General features: G+C 63.4%; 22 protein-coding genes and 1 tRNA gene. 11 read left to right on the top strand and 12 right to left on the bottom strand.

Annotation, left to right across the window (positions count from 1 at the left end):
• Positions 1-60: 60 nt before the first annotated feature.
• The gene (cfa, locus tag ACEVBK_RS09235; protein ID WP_375058305.1) at positions 61-1,200 is read left to right on the top strand and encodes a cyclopropane fatty acyl phospholipid synthase; all 1,140 of its coding nucleotides are present in this window, start codon (positions 61-63) and stop codon (positions 1,198-1,200) included.
• A gap of 188 nt (positions 1,201-1,388) precedes the next feature.
• Here the strand turns inward: cfa and ACEVBK_RS09230 are convergent, their stop codons facing one another.
• The 5 genes from ACEVBK_RS09230 to ACEVBK_RS09210 form a co-directional block, all read right to left on the bottom strand.
• Positions 1,389-2,981: an ABC-F family ATPase gene (locus ACEVBK_RS09230; RefSeq protein WP_375058304.1), complete on the bottom strand. Its 1,593-nt coding sequence runs from the start codon at positions 2,979-2,981 to the stop codon at positions 1,389-1,391.
• 97 nt (positions 2,982-3,078) lie between these two features.
• Positions 3,079-3,525 carry a barstar family protein gene (locus ACEVBK_RS09225; protein ID WP_375058303.1) on the bottom strand — a complete coding sequence of 149 codons (447 nt, stop codon included), beginning with the start codon at positions 3,523-3,525 and terminating at the stop codon, positions 3,079-3,081.
• A 253-nt stretch (positions 3,526-3,778) separates the two neighbouring features.
• Entirely contained in the window at positions 3,779-4,411 is a 633-nt protein-coding gene (locus ACEVBK_RS09220) for a hypothetical protein (protein ID WP_375058302.1), read from the bottom strand.
• A 346-nt stretch (positions 4,412-4,757) separates the two neighbouring features.
• Positions 4,758-5,126 carry a ribonuclease domain-containing protein gene (locus tag ACEVBK_RS09215; RefSeq protein WP_375058301.1) on the bottom strand — a complete coding sequence of 123 codons (369 nt, stop codon included), beginning with the start codon at positions 5,124-5,126 and terminating at the stop codon, positions 4,758-4,760.
• Entirely contained in the window at positions 5,119-6,099 is a 981-nt protein-coding gene (locus ACEVBK_RS09210) for a D-2-hydroxyacid dehydrogenase family protein (protein WP_375058300.1), read from the bottom strand. The genes ACEVBK_RS09215 and ACEVBK_RS09210 overlap by 8 nt, the downstream gene beginning before the upstream one ends.
• Positions 6,100-6,176: 77 nt before the next feature.
• Between ACEVBK_RS09210 and cysQ the strand changes: the two genes are divergently transcribed.
• On the top strand, positions 6,177-6,983 hold the full coding sequence (cysQ, locus tag ACEVBK_RS09205; RefSeq protein WP_375058299.1) for a 3'(2'),5'-bisphosphate nucleotidase CysQ: 807 nt from the start codon (positions 6,177-6,179) through the stop codon (positions 6,981-6,983).
• 48 nt (positions 6,984-7,031) lie between these two features.
• Here the strand turns inward: cysQ and ACEVBK_RS09200 are convergent, their stop codons facing one another.
• Positions 7,032-7,892, bottom strand: a complete 861-nt coding sequence (locus ACEVBK_RS09200) for a universal stress protein (protein WP_375058298.1) — start codon at positions 7,890-7,892, stop codon at positions 7,032-7,034.
• A 224-nt stretch (positions 7,893-8,116) separates the two neighbouring features.
• On the opposite strand from ACEVBK_RS09200, the gene ACEVBK_RS09195 reads away from it, so the two are divergent.
• Positions 8,117-8,542, top strand: coding sequence for a YbjN domain-containing protein (locus ACEVBK_RS09195; protein ID WP_202084256.1), 426 nt, complete (start codon positions 8,117-8,119; stop codon positions 8,540-8,542).
• A gap of 145 nt (positions 8,543-8,687) precedes the next feature.
• Positions 8,688-8,775: transfer RNA gene (locus ACEVBK_RS09190), tRNA-Ser, on the top strand.
• A 44-nt stretch (positions 8,776-8,819) separates the two neighbouring features.
• Here ACEVBK_RS09190 and ACEVBK_RS09185 read toward each other — a convergent pair.
• Positions 8,820-9,911: a hypothetical protein gene (locus ACEVBK_RS09185; protein ID WP_375058297.1), complete on the bottom strand. Its 1,092-nt coding sequence runs from the start codon at positions 9,909-9,911 to the stop codon at positions 8,820-8,822.
• Positions 9,912-10,099: 188 nt separating this feature from the next.
• On the opposite strand from ACEVBK_RS09185, the gene ACEVBK_RS09180 reads away from it, so the two are divergent.
• Positions 10,100-10,729 carry a 2OG-Fe(II) oxygenase gene (locus ACEVBK_RS09180; RefSeq protein ID WP_375058536.1) on the top strand — a complete coding sequence of 210 codons (630 nt, stop codon included), beginning with the start codon at positions 10,100-10,102 and terminating at the stop codon, positions 10,727-10,729.
• Positions 10,730-10,822: 93 nt separating this feature from the next.
• Here the strand turns inward: ACEVBK_RS09180 and ACEVBK_RS09175 are convergent, their stop codons facing one another.
• A complete protein-coding gene (locus tag ACEVBK_RS09175; protein ID WP_375058296.1) occupies positions 10,823-11,842 on the bottom strand; it encodes a patatin-like phospholipase family protein in 1,020 nt (339 codons plus the stop codon).
• 444 nt (positions 11,843-12,286) lie between these two features.
• Here ACEVBK_RS09175 and asnB point away from each other — a divergent pair, with 444 nt between their 5' ends.
• Positions 12,287-13,951: an asparagine synthase B gene (asnB, locus tag ACEVBK_RS09170; protein ID WP_375058295.1), complete on the top strand. Its 1,665-nt coding sequence runs from the start codon at positions 12,287-12,289 to the stop codon at positions 13,949-13,951.
• Between the two features lie 71 nt (positions 13,952-14,022).
• Here asnB and ACEVBK_RS09165 read toward each other — a convergent pair whose 3' ends face one another.
• Positions 14,023-14,226 carry a hypothetical protein gene (locus ACEVBK_RS09165; RefSeq protein WP_375058294.1) on the bottom strand — a complete coding sequence of 68 codons (204 nt, stop codon included), beginning with the start codon at positions 14,224-14,226 and terminating at the stop codon, positions 14,023-14,025.
• A 114-nt stretch (positions 14,227-14,340) separates the two neighbouring features.
• Between ACEVBK_RS09165 and ACEVBK_RS09160 the strand changes: the two genes are divergently transcribed.
• The gene (locus tag ACEVBK_RS09160) at positions 14,341-15,624 is read left to right on the top strand and encodes an MFS transporter (protein WP_375058293.1); all 1,284 of its coding nucleotides are present in this window, start codon (positions 14,341-14,343) and stop codon (positions 15,622-15,624) included.
• On the opposite strand, the gene ACEVBK_RS09155 is transcribed toward ACEVBK_RS09160, so the two are convergent.
• A complete protein-coding gene (locus ACEVBK_RS09155) occupies positions 15,574-16,398 on the bottom strand; it encodes an EamA family transporter (protein WP_375058292.1) in 825 nt (274 codons plus the stop codon). The two genes, ACEVBK_RS09160 and ACEVBK_RS09155, sit on opposite strands and share 51 nt — an antisense overlap.
• A gap of 41 nt (positions 16,399-16,439) precedes the next feature.
• The gene (locus tag ACEVBK_RS09150) at positions 16,440-16,910 is read right to left on the bottom strand and encodes a hypothetical protein (RefSeq protein WP_375058291.1); all 471 of its coding nucleotides are present in this window, start codon (positions 16,908-16,910) and stop codon (positions 16,440-16,442) included.
• Positions 16,911-17,116: 206 nt separating this feature from the next.
• On the opposite strand from ACEVBK_RS09150, the gene ACEVBK_RS09145 reads away from it, so the two are divergent.
• Both ACEVBK_RS09145 and ACEVBK_RS09140 read left to right on the top strand, forming a co-directional pair.
• Entirely contained in the window at positions 17,117-17,662 is a 546-nt protein-coding gene (locus ACEVBK_RS09145) for a DUF3157 family protein (protein ID WP_375058290.1), read from the top strand.
• Between the two features lie 119 nt (positions 17,663-17,781).
• Positions 17,782-18,540, top strand: a complete 759-nt coding sequence (locus ACEVBK_RS09140) for a MipA/OmpV family protein (RefSeq protein WP_375058289.1) — start codon at positions 17,782-17,784, stop codon at positions 18,538-18,540.
• Positions 18,541-18,555: 15 nt separating this feature from the next.
• Here ACEVBK_RS09140 and ACEVBK_RS09135 read toward each other — a convergent pair whose 3' ends face one another.
• Entirely contained in the window at positions 18,556-19,389 is an 834-nt protein-coding gene (locus tag ACEVBK_RS09135) for a PhzF family phenazine biosynthesis protein (RefSeq protein ID WP_375058288.1), read from the bottom strand.
• Between the two features lie 103 nt (positions 19,390-19,492).
• Between ACEVBK_RS09135 and ACEVBK_RS09130 the strand changes: the two genes are divergently transcribed.
• Both ACEVBK_RS09130 and ACEVBK_RS09125 read left to right on the top strand, forming a co-directional pair.
• Positions 19,493-20,407, top strand: a complete 915-nt coding sequence (locus ACEVBK_RS09130) for a LysR substrate-binding domain-containing protein (protein ID WP_375058287.1) — start codon at positions 19,493-19,495, stop codon at positions 20,405-20,407.
• Positions 20,408-20,503: 96 nt separating this feature from the next.
• Positions 20,504-22,153, top strand: coding sequence for a Glu/Leu/Phe/Val dehydrogenase dimerization domain-containing protein (locus ACEVBK_RS09125; RefSeq protein ID WP_375058286.1), 1,650 nt, complete (start codon positions 20,504-20,506; stop codon positions 22,151-22,153).
• The last annotated feature ends 16 nt before the right edge of the window (positions 22,154-22,169 follow it).

The following is a 22,169-nucleotide window of genomic DNA, read 5'->3' as shown; positions in this document are numbered from 1 at the left end:
CCGGCTCCGCTTGAACGATGGCAAGAGGTAGTCCTTATGGGTGGCGCTGAATATACGGGTGTGACAGACACCGCTTTTCTCTATCAAGATTCCAGTCTGCACCGACTCTGGCAGGAATTACTGGCCGGAGCCGGTATTGAAGTTAACGGTCCCCAGCCTTGGGACATGCAGTTGAAGGCGCCGGGCGTGCCGGAGCGCATCTTCGCCACGGGCAGTCTGGGGCTGGGCGAGAGCTACATGGACGGCGCCTGGGACGCCCAGCAACCCGACGAGCTGATCTACCGGCTGTTGAAAGCGAATTTGCACCGGAAAGTGCAGCCTTCACGCCTGCTGCTCCATGCATTCAAGGCCCGGCTGCTCAATCGCCAGACCAGCAAGCGGGCCTGGCAGGTGGGGGAAGCCCACTACGATCTGGGCAACGATTTCTACGCCGCCATGCTCGACTCGCGCATGACCTACACCTGCGGCTACTGGCAAAACGCCACCACCCTGGAGCAGGCACAAGACGCCAAGCTGGATCTGATCTGCCGCAAGCTCGGGCTCGAACCCGGCATGCGGGTGCTGGACATCGGCTGCGGCTGGGGCAGTTTCATGAGCTACGCCGCCGAACACTACGGGGTGGAATGCGTGGGCGTGACCATCTCCCGGGAGCAGGCTCAGTGGGCCAGGCAACGCTACCCCGAACTGCCGCTGGAATTCCGGTTACAGGATTATAGGGACCTGAACGAGCCATTCGATCGGGTGGTAAGCGTGGGCATGTTCGAGCACGTAGGCCACAAAAACTACCGCACCTACATGGAAGTGGCTCATCGCTGTCTGAAGGATGGCGGCCTCTTCCTGCTGCACACCATCGGCAAGAACGAACGCCGCCTTCACACGGATCCCTGGATAGACAAGTACATCTTTCCCAACGGCGAGCTGCCGTCTATTGGCCAGGTAGGCGATGCGGTGGACAGGTTGTTCGTGGTGGAAGATTTGCACAACTTCGGCGCCGACTACGACAAAACCCTGATGGCCTGGCACGCCAACTTCGAGCAGGCCTGGCCCCGCTTCCGGGAACCATTGGGCGAGCGCTTCTATCGCATGTGGCGCTATTACCTGCTGGCCTGCGCCGGCGCCTTCCGTGCCCGGGATATCCAGCTGTGGCAGTGGGTACTGGCCAAGGGCGGCGTGGAGCAGGGCTATCGGCGGGTGAGCTAGACAAGGGGCAGCGGAGGTTGTTGCGCTGCCGTTTCCGCGCCGCACGGCTTTAACTATACCAGCCGGGTACCATAAGCGCTGTCCCCCGCGAAGGCGGGGGAGCTACAGGCTATTTGCCGGTGATGCGGTCTGTTCCTGGATGCCCGCCTTCGCGGGCATGACCATCAGCCGTCACTCATCCGGCCGATTTACACCACCCCTTGCTCGCGCAGGTACTCCTCGTAGCTGCCGCTGAAGTCGCGGACGCCGTTTTCACTCAGCTCGAGGATACGGGTGGCCAGGGACGACACGAACTCCCGGTCGTGGGACACGAAGATCAGGGTGCCCTGATACAGCTCCAGCGCCATATTCAGAGACTCGATGGATTCCATGTCCAGGTGGTTGGTGGGCTCGTCCATCACCAGGATATTGGGCCGCTGCAGCATCAGCTTGCCGAACAGCATGCGGCCCTGCTCGCCTCCGGACAGCACCCCCACCTTCTTCTTGATGTCGTCCTGGCCGAACAGCAGCCGGCCCAGCACACCGCGGATGGTCTGCTCGTCGTCGCCCGTCTGCTGCCACTGGCTCATCCATTCAAACACCGTCAGATCCTTATCGAAGTCGGCGGCGTGATCCTGGGCGTAATAGCCGATGGTGGCGTTTTCGGACCACTTGAACTGGCCCTGATCGGGGCTAAGCTCACCGACCAGGGTCTTGACCAGGGTCGACTTGCCGATGCCGTTGGTGCCGAGGACGGCGATGCGTTCCCCCACTTCCACCAGCATGTTCAGCCCCTTGAACAGGGGGCCGTCGCCATATCCCTTGCTCAGTTGCTCCACCTCCAGCACGTTGCGGTACAGCTTTTTCTCCTGCTCGAAGCGGATAAAGGGGTTCTGCCGGCTGGACGCCTTCACTTCCTCCAGCTTGATTTTTTCGATTTGCTTGGCACGAGAGGTGGCCTGGCGCGCCTTGGAAGCATTGGCGCTGAAACGGGCAACGAAGGATTGCAGATCGGCAATCTGGGCCTTCTTCTTGGCGTTGTCGGACAGCAGCCGCTCCCGGGCCTGGGTGGCAGCCAGCATGTAGTCGTCGTAGTTGCCCGGGTAAACCCTGAGCTCACCGTAGTCCAGATCCGCCATATGGGTGCAGACGCTGTTCAGGAAGTGACGATCGTGGGAGATGATGATCATGGTGCTGTTGCGCTCATTGAGCACGTCTTCGAGCCAGCGGATGGTGTCGATATCCAGGTTGTTGGTCGGCTCGTCGAGCAGCAGGATGTCGGGGTTGGAGAACAGGGCCTGCGCCAGCAGCACCCGCAGTTTCCAGCCCGGTGCCACTTCGCTCATGGGGCCGTTATGCTGTTCCAGCGGAATACCCACCCCCAGCAGCAGTTCGCTGGCGCGCGACTCGGCGGTGTAACCGTCGTACTCCGCCACCTTGCCTTCCAGCTCCGCCGCTCTCATGTAGTCGTCGTCGCTGGCCTCCAGGTTGGCGTAAATGGCGTCGCGCTCATGAATGGCGGCCCACAGCTCGCTGTGTCCCATCATCACCACGTCCAGCACACGCGCCTCTTCGTAGGCGAACTGATCCTGGCGCAGCTTGCCCAGGCGTTCGTTCGCGTCCAGGCTGACGTTACCGGCGGTGGGATCCAGATCGCCGCCCAGTATTTTCATGAAAGTGGACTTGCCGCAACCGTTGGCGCCGATCAGGCCATAGCGGTTGCCGTCGCCGAATTTGACGGAAATATTTTCAAATAACGGCTTGGAGCCGAACTGCATGGTAATGTTGTTGGTGGAAATCAAGGAGCAGACTCACTGTTAGCGGAACAAGATATGGCGATATCGCCACAGGCCGCCAAGGATACCGATGTCGGCGCCAAAGTTCAAAGTATGTGCAGCATTAATGGTTGGCGAGCACCGGCACCGACACCAGGGCCGGAGACGTGCTCAGCACCACGCACCAGAACGGCTTGTGCTGCTGCCCCCAATATTCCGCCGCCTCGCTCATGATATCGAGCAGGGTCAACCAGCCGGGCGGCTCGCGACAGACAAAGCGCTCCACCTGTTGCAGGCACAGCACCATGCCTCGCCCATCGACCAGCGCCGGCTCGGTCAGGGCATCGCTCAGGGCATCCCAGTTCTGCCCGAACCAGGCCGGCAACTCCAGCGCACCGGCCAGTTGCGCGATGCAGGAGGCCTTGGCGTCGACCCCGCTGAAATCGACCAGATAAAAGTCCAGCCCCAGCCGCCGGGCCGACAGCTCCAGCGCTAACTGGGCGTCGGGCGGGATACAGCAACTACGTGCCGGCCCGGCCTTCAGCAGGCGGGTCAATTCGGTTTCATTCATGGTTCACCCTGAGCTCGGTAAAACTGCGGTAATGGTCTTCCGTATAGTAGCAGCGATGCGCTGGGCATGTTGTGACATACGCTGATTTCATGCGCTATCCCGCCATTATTGACCATTCTCAAGCCACTTCAAACTGACAGCGTTGACCGATGCGGTATCCCCTTTTCCCCCTTAAAATACCACCGCCCTGAAACGCAAAAAAAAAGGAGGCCGAAGCCCCCTTTCAACACGGCACCGACTGTTTCCTGACCAGTCAGGAGCGAACGTTGATGTACGGATCAAACCAGAAATATCCCCTGGAGTTGCCGTTCACGTACACCGCGAACTCGAGCCCGTAGTTCAGGAGCCCGGCAGAATTCCCGATGTCGAATGTCACGTAGGGGTTGTGGATGCGTGGCATTGTGGCCTGGCCGTCCTGTCCCGCCATCACCCCTCCATCTTTCCAGTAGGCGGTGAACGGCGCGCTATCGTCGGCCCACAGAGGCTGCGTGGCCGCATAATCGAACCCATACTCCTCGGCGTGCCTCTCCATGAACGAGGGCAGGCTGAGCGGTTTGTCGTCTCCGAGCACATTGATCTGTGTGTCAGGATTGGTCGGCGTCCCCGTCACGAAGGTCTTAACTCCGTCTCCGTCTTTCCAGGTATGCGCGATGAACCGAACCGGTGCAATCACGATGCTTGGGCGCCGGCTCACATCCTCCAGCCAGATCTGGATCTGCTCTTCCTGCGGGACCGGCACCTGATAATCGCCGTCGTGAGAGGTCGAGGCGCCGTTATCCTGGCTGACGAGCATACTGGGATGAGCAACCGCCACAGGAGCATCGAAGCTGCCCCCCTCGGACGGAAGGGAATCAATATCCACGGTAAAAATAATCTGCGTTCTCATTTATCTATCCTTATATGAGTTATGTTTTATCGCGTGCTGAGTGACTGGCCTCATGAGTAGATCCCCACGAGCCCAGAAAAATAAACGTAGATGCTAATAGTTATTAGCGCAAACAACTCTTAGAATCTTGTTCCCTTTTTGTTATCGACGAACCACGCCGTTGATAACCTCCTTTTCCCTGGTTCGGATAAATAGCTGTTCCGAATGGTAGATCAATCAAGACAGCGGCGGTGTACCGCTAAGCAGACCCTTCGCGCCGGGGATGGCGCGGCGGAGCCCCTGGGATGGATTTACGCCGTGTCTGCGTGCGGTACCCGGTCGATGTAGCACCATTAGGATCAGTGCTTTAATGGCGCTTTAACTCAACAAAACTGCGGTAATGGTCTTCCGTATAATAGTAGATCTCGGGCGGGTCACCGCCGGTCACCACCCGCCGGGGGCCACGGTGACTCAGCCCGGGCGTGTCCACCGTATATTCCCGGTAATAACCCCGTTGCCGGGTCGGCAGCAGCCCTTCCCGGTTGTGGAAAATGGTGCCGTCCTGGCGGTAGGGAAAGGGTCCGCCCTGCTCGATCAGCACCAGCGTCTCGGCCAGTTGCGGATTGGATGAGGCCGGGTCGCCCGACCACAGGCCCTGGAGCAGCAGCGCCAGGCCGAGCAGCAGGGCGCCGCCCAGCAGGCGCAGGTTGAAGTGCCGCCGCCCTCGCCTAGCCATTCAGCACCTCGGGGTTGGCGATGTTCACCGGGCGGCCCTCGGCGTAGGCCAGGATATTGTCGAAGGCGGCGCCGAAGTAGAGTTCGTAGCCACCCTGCTCCACATACCCCAGGTGGGGCGAACAGAGCACGTTCGGCAGGGCCAGCAGCTGTTGCAACTGCGCTCCGTCCGGCTCCTGCTCATACACATCCACGGCGGCACAGCCCGGCCGCCCCTGCCCAAGCGCCGCCACCAGGGCGCCGGGGGCGAACAGCTCGGCCCGGCTGGTGTTCACCAGCAGCGCATCCGCCTTCATCAAGGCCAGATCCCCGGCCGAGATCAGATGCCGGGTCGCCTCGTTCAGCCGCAGGTGCAGGCTCAGGACATCGCTGCTCGCAAAAAACGCCGCCTTGTCGGGGGCCGCCATCAGGCCATCGTTCATGGCCTGAGCCCGGGATGCCTCGCTACCCCATACCTGTACCTGCATATCGAAGGCCTGGCCAAAACGGGCGATGCGCCTGCCGATTTTGCCATACCCCCATATCCCCAGGGTTTTGCCGGCCAGGCTCCGGCCCAGCCCCAGGCCGCCATTCTGCTGCCAGAGCCCCGCCTTGAGCGCGCTGCAATAAGGCAGCAACTGCCGGCTGGCCGCCATGATCAGCGCCCAGGTCAACTCCGCCGGTGCCACCGGCGAGCCCACGCCCTCCGCCAGGGCCACGCCGGCCTTGCTGCAGTCTTCCAGACGAATATGGTTGCTTGCCTTGCCGGTCTGGCTGATCAACCGCAGCCGGGGCAGGCGGGCCAGCAGGGTGGCGCTTATCTCGGTACGCTCGCGGATAAGGACCAGGGCATCGAAGGGGATGAGCCGCTCGGCCAGCACCTCGGGGTCGGAACAGCCGTCGGTAAACACCGTTACCCGGTGTGCCGCCAGGCGGTCAAAGCAAGACAGAGTCCTCACCACGTCCTGGTAATCATCCAGTATGGCTATGTTCATGGCGTGTCCTTGTTGTTGGGAATAGACCACGTTTTTTTATATCATGGGGGCCGTTTCAAGGTCACCCCATGGAGAGCATGGTGAACTCAGAGTATATAACCGCCGACCTGGTTGCCGAGGTTGAAGCTATCGCCCGGGATGCCGGCGCCGCCATCATGGCCATCTATCGCCGGGAGTTTTCGGTCGAGGAAAAAGCCGACAAGTCCCCGCTCACCGAGGCGGATGCCGCTGCCCACCGGCTGATTGCCGAACGCCTGGCCGCCCTGCCCCTGCAACTGCCGTTGTTGTCGGAAGAAGACACCGAGCACTTCGGCGGGCCCGACGCCCTGGGCCGTTACTGGCTGGTGGATCCGCTCGACGGCACCAAGGAATTCATCAAGCGTAACGGCGAGTTCACCGTCAATATCGCCCTTATCGAGCAGGGCCGGCCGGCGCTGGGCGTGGTCTACGCCCCGGCCTTGTCCGTGTGCTACACCGCCGCCCGCGGCCTGGGCGCCAGCAAGACCGACGCCGACGGCCATTGCCGCCCCATCCGGGTCGCCGAGCATCAGCCCGGCACTCCCTGGCGGGTGGTGGGCAGCCGTTCCCACGCCGGCGAGGAGATACCGCGCCTGCTGGCCAAGCTGGGTGAGCATGAACTGGTGCCCATGGGCAGCTCGTTAAAGCTGTGTCTGGTAGCGGAAGGTGCCGCCGACGCCTATCCGCGCCTGGGGCCCACCTGTTTGTGGGACACCGCCGCCGCCCACTGCGTGGCCGAACAGGCCGGCGGCCGGGTGGTACAGCTGGACGGCAACCCGCTCAGCTACGCGACGCCACAACAGCTGCTCAACCCCCACTTCCTGGTGTTGGGTAACAGCGAGCGGGACTGGCCCGCCCTGTTCTGATGCACCAAGGCCGGGGAAGCCCGGCCTTGGTTTGCATAAAACCTCGCCTCAGCGAGCCACCAGCACGTCGCAGGGGGGCATGCTCAGAAAACTCATGGCGACGCTGCCGATCAGCAGCCGGCTGATGCCCTGACGACCATGGGTGCCCAACACCAGTAACTGCGGTTTATGTTTTTCTACCGCCTGTGCCAGGCAGACCTGGGTTTCCCCCGCCATGATCTCGGTGGTAATCCGGCTCTGATCGTCGTCGGCCAGGAAATGGGCCATTTCGGTTTTGACTTCCTGTTCAATACGCAGCCTCTGGTGATCCATCAGGGTATCGACATCCAACTGGTCATGGCGGACAAACCCCATGAAAGGCGGGTCGAATACATGCACCAGGCGTACCTGGGCCTGGGGTGCCAGCCACAAGCCGGCCTGCAGGGCATGATGGGAGCTGCGGGAAAAGTCGCTGCCGGCCAGCACCTGCTGATAGGGTTGGGTGGTGTCGGTATTCACCATCAGCAACGGAAGGTCACAGTGACGTAGCAGGCGCTCGGCGGTGGTGCCCAGAAACAGATCCCGCATCGGATCCATATGATGTTTACCGACGATGATCAAATCGGCGTTCAGCTCCGCCGCTTTCTTGACCAGTGCCCGAGCCGGCTTGCCCAACACCACATGCCGTCCGCCGTCCGGCTTCACTGCTCCGGGCAGGGCATCGAAAAAGGCGCCCAGGGCGGTTTCCGCCGCCTGTTTCAGCCGATGCCGAACAGGGATCTCAACCAAAGGCTCATACAGGGTCAGGGCATCGTCCACCACATGAACCAGATGCAGGCTGGCTTTGAGTTGCACGGCCAGTTCGGCCGCCTTTTTTACTACCAGCGCGGACTCCGGCTCCAGATCGATGGCAGCAAGCAGCGTTTTCATCTCGGCTTTCCTTGTACAGAGGGATCGTGTCACGGCGAATCCATGTTCGGCGTACCATGAGCATTCCCGCTTTTTGCCATAAAATCAAATGAAAGCCTCTCTTTAATCAGCCGGTTTCGAGGCCCGGGCCGGCTTTTGATTCTCCTCGCCGGACCTTTGGTTTACACTAGCGTCCCTTCATGCCCCATTTTTCAGGAATTTCAGTGTTAACAGCAGAAATCGCCATGCGCTGGCTCACCGCCGGTTATATCGACCATTACATCTGTGAAAACTGCCACGGCATCCATCTGTCCGAGCTGCAGGGTCTGGATGGCGTGCTGGAAAGTCGGCTGTTTGTTGAACATGAAGACGCCATCATCACCACCGAAGTGGAAATCCGTCCCACTGCCCTGCTGGCACTGGTAGCCGACCTGGGCCGGCTGAACATGAACTACCCCAGCCTCAAGGTGTTTGTCGATATCGTTGACGACAACCTGCCCCGACTGATCGTGGCCGACTATCTGCATACCCAGGCCGGACTGGAACAACACCAGTTCCTGTGGATAGTGCAGCAGACCATGGTAGCCACCCAGCAGTTGGTACAGGAAATCACCGAACTGGGCTTTCTGATGCAGGACGAGCCGCAGAAAATGCCTTCGGCTGTGCATTAAGCCCGCAAATTGCACACGGTTAAGGCAGTTGCACCAAAGCCTGCGAAAAACCCCTTGAACAACGTACGACAAGTCGTTAAATTACGCCCCGTTCCCAAGCGGGGCCGGTGAAGCAAACACCGTTATCAAAAACGCACAACAATTTGGTGAGGTGTCCGAGTGGCTGAAGGAGCACGCCTGGAAAGTGTGTATACGGCAACGTATCGAGGGTTCGAATCCCTCCCTCACCGCCAAATTGAAACCCCGAGCAGCGATGCTCGGGGTTTTTCGTTATGGCTCAGCCGGCACGCCTCCCGAACACCCCCCGGTACAACCCGCGCAGCAAGCCCCGCAGGGTCCAGAGGACGCCCAGGCACCACAACAGAAAAGATCCCAACCACAGCAGCAGGGAGGCCATCAGCAGCGACAGCCGGTAAAGCCCCTTGCCCGCGTCCGGCAGCAACCGCAGCACCCCGCGATAGGCACTACGATATCCCGACGACAATCGCTCCAGCCGCGCCAGTTCCCGCACCGAGTCGGCCCGCCCCAGGGAGTCCATGACCCCCCGGGTGCCGCTGTGGCCGGCGATGTTACGCACCGCCCGTCCGGTGGACGCCAGTTGTTCGGTCGCCTCGCTACGGACGATGCGCCCGGCGGCCACGGCCAGTTCGTCCAGTTCCGCCCGGCTCAGCTGCTTCAGCTCCAGGCGGCCCAGGCGCTCGCCCAGCTCCCGCGCCGCCCGGCCGTCGATGGCATCCCGGCTCAGACCATAGAGTTGCTCGCCCAGTTGCCGACTCATGCGCCCGCTTTTGCGGGCCACCTTCAGCAACGATACCCCCGCCCGGGCCGGCACCATGGCGCCACCGGTGCCCAGGGTCAGGGCACTGAGCCCGAGGCCGGTGCCGGCCAGGGCCAGTAACAGGGGGTCGTGATCCGGCCAGGCCAGGCCTTCCCGGGTCAGATCCCGCAGATCACCCAGCAGGGTCAAATCGGTGATCACCGCCGCCGCCATCCCCTCGGCGCGGCCGGCCCGACCGGTGCTGAGCCCCTGCCAGATGTCCCCGGCGGAGCGCAGCACCCGGGCCTGCCAGCGATCGGCCTCCCGCAACCGGGCGATCAGGTCGTCATCCAATATCACCCCCTGCTCCTGCGCCAGTTGGTACAGGGAGAGGGCCAACTCCACATCCTCTTCCTGCAGCGCCTGCTCCATTGCCGCCTGGTAACGGGCCGCCGGCAGCCATGACAGGCGGAACTGCACCATCAACAGGGGGTCGCCCTGCAGCCAGAAAATCCGCATCGCATCCCGTGCCTGAGGTAACACGGTGCCGGCACTCAGCACCAGGCTGAACAGCATCGCCACGAACAACAGTTTTTTTACCAGCCCCATCATACCCCGCACCGAGCGCATCATCCTGACCTCTATTATCGTGCCCGCGGCCATGTTCGGAAAGAGGCCGGCGGGCACCAGGGCCCGCGAGAAGTATTATTGTATTTGACGCACAATTTTTCTTTCTGGCGACGGCAGCCGCTATGGGTGTACATAGGCGCTCCTACTGGAGGGTTTACCGCTTGAATACCATGCTGCAGCTTGACCATGCCTTTGATGAGGTGGTGGATGCCATCGCCGAACGGGGTATCGGCATTTTTCCCGCTTTTCTGGACAGTTCCCGGATCGAGGCCCTGCGCCGCGACTTCGCCGCCCTCCCTTCCTGGCAGCTCACGCCTGCGGGCATCGGTCGGGAGCAGGCCCATCACACCAATGAGCGTATCCGCACCGACAAGACCCGCTGGCTGGAGGGTGACAGTCCGGCCCAGCGCGATTACCAGGCGCTGATGGCCGGCCTGCAGCTACAGGTGAACCGCCAGCTGTTCATGGGGCTCAAGGACTATGAATGCCACTATGCGCTCTACCAGGCCGGAGATTTCTACAAGAAGCACCTGGATGCCTTCCGTGGCCGCGGCAACCGCCGCTTGACCACGGTCGTCTACCTGAACGACGCCTGGCAGGCCGACGATGGCGGCGAACTGCTGGTCTACCCCGAAAAAGGCAAGGAAGTGCTGCACCGGGTGCGGCCCGAAGCCGGCACCCTGGTGTGTTTCCTGTCGGAGCAGTTTCCCCATGAGGTGCTTCCGGCCCGCCGGGAGCGGCTGAGCATCGCCGGCTGGTTCCGTGTCGACGATCCCGTGGCGCCAACGGTGCTGCTGTAGGTTCCGCCTGCTCGGCATGGGCCGTTCACGCCTGACGAATCGCCTGCCCCAGCCCTCGAGTACCGCCAGTAATGCCCGAGCTCCCCCTTGCACTCAAAGGAACAGCCTGGCAATGTCCGCCGAGGCACGTTTCCCCACGGTGTCACCATGTTCCGACAGCCAGATGCAGGCCCGGGCCCGGCCCTGATCACGCAGCATCTCCAGGAACGACCGGCTGGTCGTCAGCTTGGATTCCATGGCCAGCCGGCCGACCAGCTCCCCGGTATCGATCAGGTGCATTCTGGTGCGGGAAAGACGCCGCTCCAGCCGGCCCGCCGGCCACAGTGTCCGGCGGGCAAACTGACGTGCCAGCGCCAGGCTGTGCATCTCCCGCAGCAAGGTGCTTTTAAAAGCCAGCTCCTGGGTGCGATGGTGAATTTCCTCATGGGTCAACGGGAGTTGCGCATGTTCGAAGGGACTGAGCAATACCAGCAGGATATCCGCCGAGGACGCCTCGTAGACCAGGGGAAAGATAGCCGGATTGGCGGCAAAGGCACCGTCCCAATATGGCTCGCCATCGATCAATATCGCATGATGCAGGGTCGGCAGGCAGGCGGAGGCAAGCAACATGTCCACCTTCAGCTCGGCCGTCCGAAACAGCCGCAGCCTGCCGGTATTGGCATGAGTGGCGGCAATGAACAGTTTCAGCGGGCAGTGCTCACGCAACCGGTCAAAATCGATTTGCCGACTGACAATATCCCGTAACGGATTGATACCATAAGGATTAAACTGCTGTGGTGAAAACTGCTGTGTCCAGTACAGTATTATCCTGATGGCGGTGGCCAACCGGCCGCTTTCACTGTCGGCGCCCGCATTGAGCATGGGGGCACAGTCGGCGACCTCCTGCCAGAAACGGGCCAGCTCCTTCCGTGCGCCCTCGTTACCGCCCTGCAACAGGCCGTGGGCCAGTACCACGGCGTTCATGGCACCGGCGCTGGTTCCGCTGATCCCTTCAATGACAAAGCGGCCGTCTTCCAGCAGGGCGTCGAGAACCCCCCAGGTAAAGGCACCGTGGGCGCCACCGCCCTGAAGGGCAAGGCTGACGGAACGACGCCGAGTTGAACGAAACAGCATAAAAGCCTCCGAGTTGCGCCAGGCTCCCGCCATTCCACTGCAACAGTGCCTTTGCAACAATAGTTCCTCACTGCCTGCCTCCGGTGAGTCTCCGGCGACAGGGTCTACGCGGGCAGACAGGCCTGCGGCCGACGCCGCCCTCCGGCATACCATACTATCCCCCGAACATCGCTTTGATGACAGCAACGAGACGGAGGGCCGACCATCCGGCGGGGTCGCTGCAGCCCGGATTCCGGGTTGTCCTGCCCAACCCTGATATTTTTAACGAATAAACAATATAAAGACCAATTAATTATTCATTTATCAAATAAAGACACCTTAAATATCGAATCAAAATTTAACGGCCTTTTTTTATAAATTTTCGCTATTTTCGCTTTTCATCCCGGTTTGACTCTGGCAACCTTCGTTCATTCATGTAGATCAGCACGTTAAGGACAAGCCCCCATGTGTTCCATTTTCGGTATTCTCGAGCTCAAATCCGAACCCACCGCCCTGCGCAGCCGCGCCCTGGAATTATCCAAGCTGCTGCGGCACCGCGGCCCCGACTGGTCCGGCGTCTACAGCAGTGACAACGCCATACTGGTGCACGAGCGCCTGGCCATCGTCGGCCTGGACAGCGGCGCCCAGCCGCTGCTGAACCCGGCCAAGACCCACGCCCTGGCGGTCAACGGCGAGATTTACAACCACAAGGAGCTGGAAGCCGGCCTCACCTGTGGTTTCGAGTTCCAGACCAAGTCCGACTGCGAAATCATCCTCGGCCTGTACCAGGAAAAGGGGCCCGAATTCCTCGACGACCTCAACGGTATCTTCGCCTTCGTGCTCTACGATGAAGAGCAGGACGCCTACCTGATCGGTCGCGACCACATGGGTATCATCCCGCTCTACACCGGCTACGATGAAGCCGGCAATTTCTACGTAGCCTCCGAGATGAAGGCACTGACCCCGGTGTGCAAAACCATCAGCGAATTCCCTCCGGGCCACTTGCTGTACAGCAAGGAAGGCCAGCCGCGTCGGTACTACCAGCGTGACTGGGAAAGCTACGACGCGGTCAAGGGCAACGTCTCCAGCGTGACCGAACTGCGCGACGCGCTGATGGCCGCGGTCAAGCGCCAACTGATGTGCGACGTGCCCTACGGCGTGCTGCTGTCCGGCGGACTGGATTCCTCCATCATCTCCGCCGTGGCCAAGCTGTATGCCGACCGCCGGGTGGAAGACGACGGCAACAGCGAAGCCTGGTGGCCGCGCCTGCACTCCTTCGCCGTGGGCCTGGAAGGCGCCCCGGATCTGGTCGCCGCACGCAAGGTGGCGGACCACCTGGGCACCGTGCACCACGAGCTGCATTACACGGTACAGGAAGGCCTCGATGCCCTGCGCGAGGTCATCTACCACCTGGAAACCTACGACGTGACCACGGTGCGCGCCTCCACCCCCATGTATCTGATGGCTCGCCGCATCAAGGCCATGGGCATCAAGATGGTGCTCTCCGGCGAAGGCTCCGACGAACTGTTCGGCGGCTATCTCTACTTCCACAAGGCACCCGACGCCCGGGAGTTCCACGAAGAAACGGTGCGCAAGCTCCAGGCCCTGCACATGTTCGACTGCCTGCGCGCCAACAAGTCCATGGCCGCCTGGGGGGTCGAGGCCCGGGTACCCTTCCTCGACAAGGAGTTCATGGACGTGGCCATGCGCCTGAACCCAGCCGACAAGATGTGCGGCAACGGCAAGATGGAAAAGCACATCCTGCGCGAGGCCTTCAGCGACATGCTGCCCCACGAAGTGGCCTGGCGCCAGAAGGAGCAATTCTCCGACGGCGTGGGCTATTCCTGGATAGACAGCCTCAAGGCGATGGTGGAAGAGCAGGTCACCGATCAGATGATGGCCACGGCGGCGTTCCGCTTCCCGCTGAACACCCCGACCAGCAAGGAGGCCTACTACTACAGGTCCATCTTCGAAGGCCACTTCCCCCAGGACTCCGCCGCCAACTGCGTACCCTGCGGGCCTTCCGTGGCCTGCTCCACCCCCAAGGCACTGGAATGGGACGAGCAGTGGAAGAACATGGCCGACCCTTCCGGCCGCGCGGTCAAGGGCGTGCACACCCAGTCCTACTGATAGCCGAAGCCCCCCGCGTGGGGGCTTTCGACTTGCGCCCCCTGCCGTCGGGCTTACATCGCGCGTGCCTCTCAGAATTCGGTGATCACGGTCACGCCGGTTCCTTCAAATTTATCCATGTTCATCAACGCATCAATCGACTGCTCCAGATTGATTGTTTTGCCAATGAGTTTTTCGGGCGCCAGCTTCCCCGATTGCAACATGGCGTCATAGCGATATGCCTGCATGCCGTGGCTACCCAGTATTTCAAGCTCATGGGCAATCACTTTGCTCATGGGGGCACGGAACGAGGTCACAAAGCGGCACCCCAGTAGATTGGGCCGGCGCGACTTGTTAACCCCCGCAGCCGGGTTTACACTGCCCGCCCGTCCCGCTAAACCCAAAAACCCATGTCTTCCAATCCAGACAGTACAACGGTGCTGCAACAGCAGGGTTTCCTGCCCTTCCTGAGCGCCCGGCTGTCGGCGGTGTTCGCCATGCAGATCCAGGCGGTAGTGGTGGCCTGGCAGGTGTACGACCTGACCCGCCAGCCCCTGGCCCTGGCCTATGTGGGCCTGGCCCAGTTCATTCCCATGCTGTTGCTACTGCTGCCGGCCGGCGATCTGGCCGATCGCCATTCGCGCAAAAAGATACTGTGGCTGAGCTGGGCGGTGCAGGGGCTGTGCAGTGCCCTGCTGCTCGGCCTGTCGCTCAACGAGACTCCGGACGTGCGCCACTATTACGCGGTGCTGGTGCTGTTCGGCTGTGCCCGCGCCTTTACCGGCCCGACCCTGCAGAGCCTGCTGCCGCAAATCGTGCCCCGGGGCCAGTTGGCCCGCGCCATCGCGGTGAACAGCATGATCATGAAAATCGCGGTCATCGGCGGCCCCCTACTCGGGGGCATTCTCTACGCCCTGGGCGGCAGCCTGGCCTACGGGGTCTGCCTCGGCTGTTTCCTGCTGGCGCTGGGGCTGCTGCCGATGGCTCGGGTACGTTTTGCCAGTGGCACCAGGCCGCTGGAAGCCACCGCCTGGCATCGCTTTACCGCCGGCATCGGCTATATCCGCTCCCGGCCCATTATCCTCGGCACCATTTCCCTCGATCTGTTTGCGGTGCTGCTGGGCGGCGTCGTGGCCCTGTTGCCGATTTACGCCCAGGAGGTGCTGATGGTGGGGCCGGAAGGCCTGGGCGCCCTGCGCAGCGCCATCGCCCTCGGCGCCCTGCTGATGGGCCTGGTGCTCAGCACCTGGTCGCTCAGCCGCCACGTGGGTCCGGCGATGTTTGCCGCCGTCATGGTGTTCGGGGTGGCCAACCTGGTGTTCGCCTTCTCTACCTTGTTCTGGCTGTCCTTCGCTGCCCTGCTGGTGGCGGGCGCGGCGGACATGATCAGCGTTTATATCCGCTCCACCCTGATACAACTGGCCACCCCGGACGAGATGCGCGGCCGGGTCAGCGCCGTGAACATGCTGTTTATCGGCTCTTCCAACGAGCTGGGGGAATTCCGCGCCGGCACCAGCGCCGCCTGGTTCGGCACCGTGCCCGCCGCCATCATCGGCGGGGTGGCTACCCTGGCGGTGGCCGGTACCTGGATGTGGGGGTTCAAATCCCTGCTGCGAGTCGACAGGTTTGCCGACGTTGAGCCCTCAGCGGCCCCGGATCACCAGCGCCACGCCGCCCAGAACCACCAGGGATGACAGCAGCAGGCGCCAGCCGAGCGGCTCGGCCAGCAGCAGCACCCCACCGAAGGCCGCCAGCACCGGTACGCTGAGCTGGACGGTGGCGGCGCTGGTGGCCCTGAGTGCCGGCAGCGCCGCGTACCAGAGCGCATAACCCAGGCCTGAAGCCAAAGCCCCCGAGGCCACCGCATAGGCGAGACCGACCGGCTCCCAGCGCGCGGAGGGAAACAGCAGCAGGCTCAGCCCCAGGGCCGGCAACAGCGCCCGCGCGAAGTTGCCGGCGGTGGCCGCCAACGGCTCCCTCTGCCCCCGGCCCCACAATGAATAGAGGCCCCAGGCCAGGCCCGCAGCCAGCATCAGCAGGCCGCTGGCCAAGGGGGGAGCCGCCAGCCCCGGTAACAACAGCCAGACCAGGCCGAGCAGGGCCAACGCCGCTCCCACTTGCTGTCCCCGATGCAGCCGCTCGCCCCGCCACAGGCCAGCTCCCATCATGGTGAGCTGGACGGCACCGAACAGCAACAGTGCCCCGGTGGCTGCGCTCAGTTCAAGGTAAGCGAAGGAAAAACAGGCCGCATAAGCGAACAGGGCCAGGGCCGAGCACCAGTCACCGGCCAGGTGCCCACGCCGGCACCGCTGCAGCAACCACAGCATCAGGGTGCCGGAAAACAGCCGCACCGTGGTAAAGCTGGCCGCATCCATGGCCGTCTCCTTCAGTGCCAGCCGGCACAGCAGGGAGTTGCCGGCAAAAGCCAGCATCGCCAGGGCAATCAGCAGCAGGATACGCAGGGACAAGGGGACTCCTCCGTCATGGGGTGGCCGCGAAGGGCATTAGCTCAGTCGAAATACCATTCCCAGCGGATGGTGACGATGCGATCCCCCACCAGCCGGAAGGTCACGTTCTCTGTGGTTTCGGCGGACTGGTAGCGCAACAGTTGCGGCCCCTGTCGGGCCGGACGCCCCAGCTCGGCCACCAGCCCTTCCCGGCTGGCGCCGATATTCATAAAGGGCGGCAGCTCCGGCTGGGGCGCGGACACCACCAGCAATATCGGCATACCATTGGGGGTGGCCGCCGCCTCGGACAGGTAGGTCTGGGCCATCAACCCGGGGCAACGCAGGGTTTCCACTTCATCAACCAGGCCGGGTAAATGGCTGTTTTCCACCTGCCGGTAGCTGAACCGGGGCTGTTCGCACTCCCGGGCCAGCAACTGCTCGGCGATGCCGCTCAGCCGCCTCATCGTCTGCTCCTGCTGGCTGGCGCAGCCAATCAGGGGCAATAACAACAGCCACCAGATATGAAGTTTCATGCGACACCTCCAGGCTCTCACCAGAGCATAATCCCAGTGCGGCCCCTTTGCATACGGGGGCGCCCAAAGGCTTCTGTCCCCATCGGCGGATATGGTAGTGTGGCCCATTCCAAACCATCCAGGTATAGAGCGGGCGTGAAATATCAAGACCCGTAACGGCGGGTCTGCCGACGTCCTGATCCTTTCCATCGCGAGTGAACCATGCCATGAATCACCTCATTTTCCGTGCCGCCCCGTTGTTGGCCGCCCTGTTCACCATCTCCGCCGGGGCAAGCCAGTTGGTCGTCCTGCCCGATGGCCGGCAGGCCGTGCTCCATGACGATTTCACCTGGGCCTATGTAGCGCCTGCCGACCAGGCCGATTCGCCCCTGCCGCTGCCACCTCCGCAGATGCCGGCAAGGGTTCTGGTCGAACCCGGCGCCGACAAAAACCTGCTACAGCTCGGCAAGGGCGGAATAGAAGTGCTGCTGCAGCCCGCCCGCTACCATCGGGAACGCCTGATTATTCCGGTCCGGCTCGCCAACCAGAGCGGTAAATCAGTCGTCTCGGTGGTGGTACGGCTGAGGCTCACCGATACCGATGGCCGGACGCTGACCGAAGGCGAACATCGACTCTGGGCCGCCGTCAAACGCCTGCCGGACAGCTACCTCCGGCCGGGCAGCAGCCAGGCGGGCAAGGACATCGAGCTGAAGGTGCCCCGGGCCGACCATTATCAGCTGACCGCGGAGATCGGCTCGGTAGAATATTGGTAAAACGGGAACGGCGCCGGGGCAAACCCAGCCTGCTCAGACAAGGCTCTGAATTTTAGCTATTTTCTGCTAGGCTCGTGGTCTAGGTTTATTACTCTAGCCAAGAAAAAGGAGGCCCGTACATGTCCCGCACTTATTTACTGACCGCCTTGCTGTTGCTGCCGCTGGCGGCCCCTCCGGCCCTGGCCCGGCAGGGTTGGAGCGGTAGCATTGGCGCCGGTGCCGTGGTGGCTCCCGACTACCTGGGCAGCAACGACTACAAGACGCGGGCGGTTCCCGATGTCAACCTGACTTACGGCGATCTCTTCTACATCAGCTGGCGCGATGGCCTGGGCTGGAACCTGTTCCAATACCGGGGCTTTAGCCTGTCACCCTTTATCGGCTACCACCCCGGCCGCGACAACACCGGAGACCTGAGCCACTTCGACAAGGTCAAGGGCGGCGCCACCGCCGGGCTGCGGCTCGGCTACCGGCAGGGACCCTGGCGGTACCAGCTCGAGGGACATACCGCCGCCACCGGCGACGTGGACGGCTACCAACTGAGCCTCACCGCCAACTGGCGCGAACAGCTCGCGCCCGACTGGTCGGTGCGCATCAGTCCCAGCCTTACCTACAGCAGCAGCGAGTGGACCCGAGACATGTTCGGGGTCTCGGTGCAGGATGCCGCCCGCTCCGGCCTGGCCGCCTATCGTCCCGACGACGGCTACTGGCGCCTGGGACTGAGCGGCAGCCTGAGCTACCGCTTCGCCGCCGACTGGTCGGTCACCGGCGTCGCCGGTCTGACCCGGCTCACCGGCGATGCCAAGGACAGCCCCATCGTTTCCCAGGTCGGTGACGCCACCCAGGTCATCACCGGGCTGCTGGTCAACTATCACTTCTGAGCCGGAACCGTATGCTCAGAGCGCCACCGCCGCGCCGCTGACCCGGATGCCGCCCGCGACCGGTACCTCCACCCGCAGTTCACTGGGCCGGCCCATGGCCTCGCCCTGGCGGATCAACAGTTCGCCCGGCACCGGCATCAGTCCGGCCGTCCGCAGGTAACCGCCCAGGGCCGCCGCCGCCGCCCCGGTGGCCGCATCTTCCACCACTCCGCCCACCGGAAAGGGGTTACGGGCCTGGAATACCCGCTCGTCCTCCCGGTACACCAGTTGCAGGGTGGCAAGGCCGGCGTCCTCCATCAGCATCTTCAGCCGTTCGAAGTCGTAGTCCAGCCGTTTCAGCCGCGCGGCCGAGCCCGCCGCCAGCACCAGGTGCCAGGCTCCGGCGTAGGCCAGCATCGGCGGCAACGCCGGATCCAGTTCCTCGCCCCGCCAGCCCAGAGCCTCGAGCACAGCAGCCAGCCAGTCGGGCGGCACGGTTTTCTGCTCGGGCTCGACCGAGGTCAGCGCCGCCAGCCAGAGGGTTCCGTGCCGGAAGACCTCAACCGGCACCTCGCCCACCGCCGTCTGCAGCCGGTAGCGGCCGGCTCCCGCCGTCTGGCCCAGCACTACACCGGCGGCGATGGTGGCGTGCCCGCAAAAGCTGATCTCCCGAGCCGGGCTGTAATAGCGGATATGGCGCTCAGTCCCGTCGAGCGGTGCCACGAAGGCGGTTTCCGAATAGCCGACTTCGGCGGCGATGCGCTGCATGGTGGCGGTGTCGGGCAGGGCCTCGCCCAGCCAGACCCCGGCGGGATTGCCGCCGTCCGTGCTGGTGCTGAAAGCCGTCAGGCGATAAAGATGCTCGTTCATCGATAACTCTCCAGTGGGGGTGACAGGCGCATTCTGACATTAGACAAACTTAAGACAACCGCTATATTCTAACCCTAAGACTTAGCTGAATTTACCCTGAACCATGCCCGCATCTCCCCCCCTCAACGCCCTGCGCGCCTTCGAGGCCGCAGCCCGGCTCAGCAGCTTCAGTGCGGCGGCGGGCGAGCTCCACCTGACCGCCGCCGCCATCAGCCACCGCATCAAGGAGCTGGAGCGGGCCCTGGGCGTGCCGCTGTTCGTCCGCCGGGCCCGGGGCGTCAGCCTGACCGAGGCCGGACGCCACTACCAGGCCAGGATCGCCGACGCCTTCCGTATCATCACCTCCGCCACCACCGAGCTGAACCAGCCCCCGTTGGCGGGCCCCCTGGTGCTTTCCCTGCCCCACGGCTTCTGCCGGCACTGGCTGCTGCCGCGTCTGACCGGGCTGCTCGAACGTCACCCCGGGCTGAGACTGACCCTGAAGGCCGAAGACCGGCTGACAGACCTGCGCTCCGGCCAGGTGGATCTGGCCATCCGCTTCGGCGCCGGTGGCTACCTGGGGCTGCATACCGAACTGCTGCTGAAAGACGCCATTACCGTGCTGGCCGCCTCCCGCCTGCTCGACGGCCACCCCCACCGCAGCACCGGCGACTGGCTGGCCGCAACGCCGCTGCTGGACGACATCGGCATTCGGCCCACCGAGCCCTGGAGCGGCTGGTCCCCCTGGTTGCGGGAAGCCGGGGTCGAGGCAACCGGCCTTATCGGCGTGACCGACGCCGGCCTCGCCCTCGACGCCTGTCGCCAGCGGCTCGGGCTCTGCCTCGGCCGCTGGTCCCTGGCCCAGCCGCTACTGCAGGCGGGTGAACTGCGTCCCCTGCTGCCCTGGCGCGGCACCGACTTCGCCTATTACCTGCTGAGCCGCCCCGGCGAGGAGGACAACCCCCGTATCCGGGCCCTGCGGCTCTGGTTGCGGGAGCAGGCCGCGCTGTTCGCCCGGGAGCCACGGCCCTCGCCCTAGTCCGGTGGAGCCTTGCCCCGGCCTGGCCTACGCTTAAGCCTATATGACACCGGCTCCGGGCTCCGCCCGTCCGACTGCTAGCGTTGCGAGGCACCCATGCTCGACTTGCCCGTTCGTCTGCTGCTGATCGAAGACAACCCGCTCCATCGCCGGCTGATCCAGCAGTTGCTCGGCGCCGATGCCCAGCTGCAATGCGAGGTGGAGGCGGTGGAGCGGCTGGCCGACGGTCTCGCCCGCCTGGCCCGGAACGATGTGGACCTGGTGCTGCTCGACCTGGTCCTGCCCGACAGCCAGGAGCTCGAAACCCTGCTGCGGGTACGCCTCGCCGCGCCCCAGGTGCCGGTGGTGATCCTTACCAGCCTGGACGACGTCAAGCTGGCGGCGCGGGCGGTGGAGTCCGGCGCCTACGACTACCTGGTCAAGTCCAACCTCAAGAGCACCGCCCTCAGCCGTTCCATCCGCTACACCCTGTCCCGGGCGCGGGCCCGGGGCGGCGAGTGGGACTCGCCCATGTTCCGCCTGGCCCAGCAACAGTTCCTCAAGGCCGCCCAGTACATGGATCTGGACGACAATATCCGCCAGCGGCTGCTGTTTCCCCAGCGCACCCAGGTGGTGTCCTTTCCCTTCTTCCGGGACGATCGCAGCCAGGTCGAGACGGTGTTCGGCTACCGGGTGCAGCATGTGCTGTCCATGGGGCCCACCAAGGGCGGTATCCGCTACCACCAGGACGTGGATCTGGGCGAGGTGGCGGCCCTGGCCATGTGGATGACCTGGAAATGCGCCCTGATGAAGCTGCCCTTCGGCGGCGCCAAGGGCGGGGTACGGGTCGACCCCACCAGCCTCAGCAAACGTGAGCTGCAGCGCCTGACCCGGCGCTATACCGCCGAGATCATCGATATCATCGGCCCCGACAAGGACATCCCCGCCCCGGACATGGGTACCGATGAGCAGGTGATGGCCTGGCTGATGGACACCTACAGCCAGCAGGTGGGCCATGCGGTGCCGGCGGTGGTGACCGGCAAGCCGGTGGTGCTGGGCGGCTCCCTGGGCCGCAAGGAAGCCACCGGCCGCGGCCTGGTCTACCTGATCAAGGCCTCGGCCGAGCACCTGGAGCTGGATCTGTCCCAGGCCAGCGCCGTGGTGCAGGGCTTCGGTAACGTGGGCAGCTACACCGCCCGCTTCCTGGCCGAGGCCGGGGTCAGGCTGATCGGGGTCAGCGACGTCTCCACCGGCCTGTTCAATCCCAATGGCCTGTCGGTGGACGCCCTGCTCGCCCATGTGGCCGAACACCGGGTGCTGGCCGGCTTCCCGGATGCCGAGGCCGTCAGCAACCAGGAACTGCTCGAGCTCGACTGCGACGTGCTGGCGCTGGCAGCGCTGCAGAACCAGGTGACGGCGGAAAACGCCGGCAGACTCAAGTGCCGGTTACTGGCGGAAGGGGCCAACGGCCCCACCATGCTGGAGGCCGACGACATCCTGTTCGAGCGGGGTATCTTCGTGCTGCCCGACATCCTCGGCAACGCCGGCGGTGTGACCGTGTCCTACTTCGAATGGGTGCAGGGCATGCAGAACCTGACCTGGACCCTGGAGGAGATCAACGCCCGGCTGCAAGCCATACTGCTGGACGCCTTCCACCGCACCCTCAAACGGGCCGGTGACAACCACATCGACATGCGCACCGCGGCCCTGATCGAGGGCGTCTCCCGGGTGACCGAGGCCAAGCTGCTGCGCGGCGTCTTCCCCTGAGACCTGGAGGCGACAC

This window comes from Zobellella sp. DQSA1 (genome assembly GCF_041950555.1).
Classification (GTDB): Bacteria; Pseudomonadota; Gammaproteobacteria; order Enterobacterales; family Aeromonadaceae; genus Oceanimonas.
The sequence above is the reverse complement of the archived record's forward strand: the minus strand, read 5'-3'. Positions and strand labels throughout refer to the sequence as shown.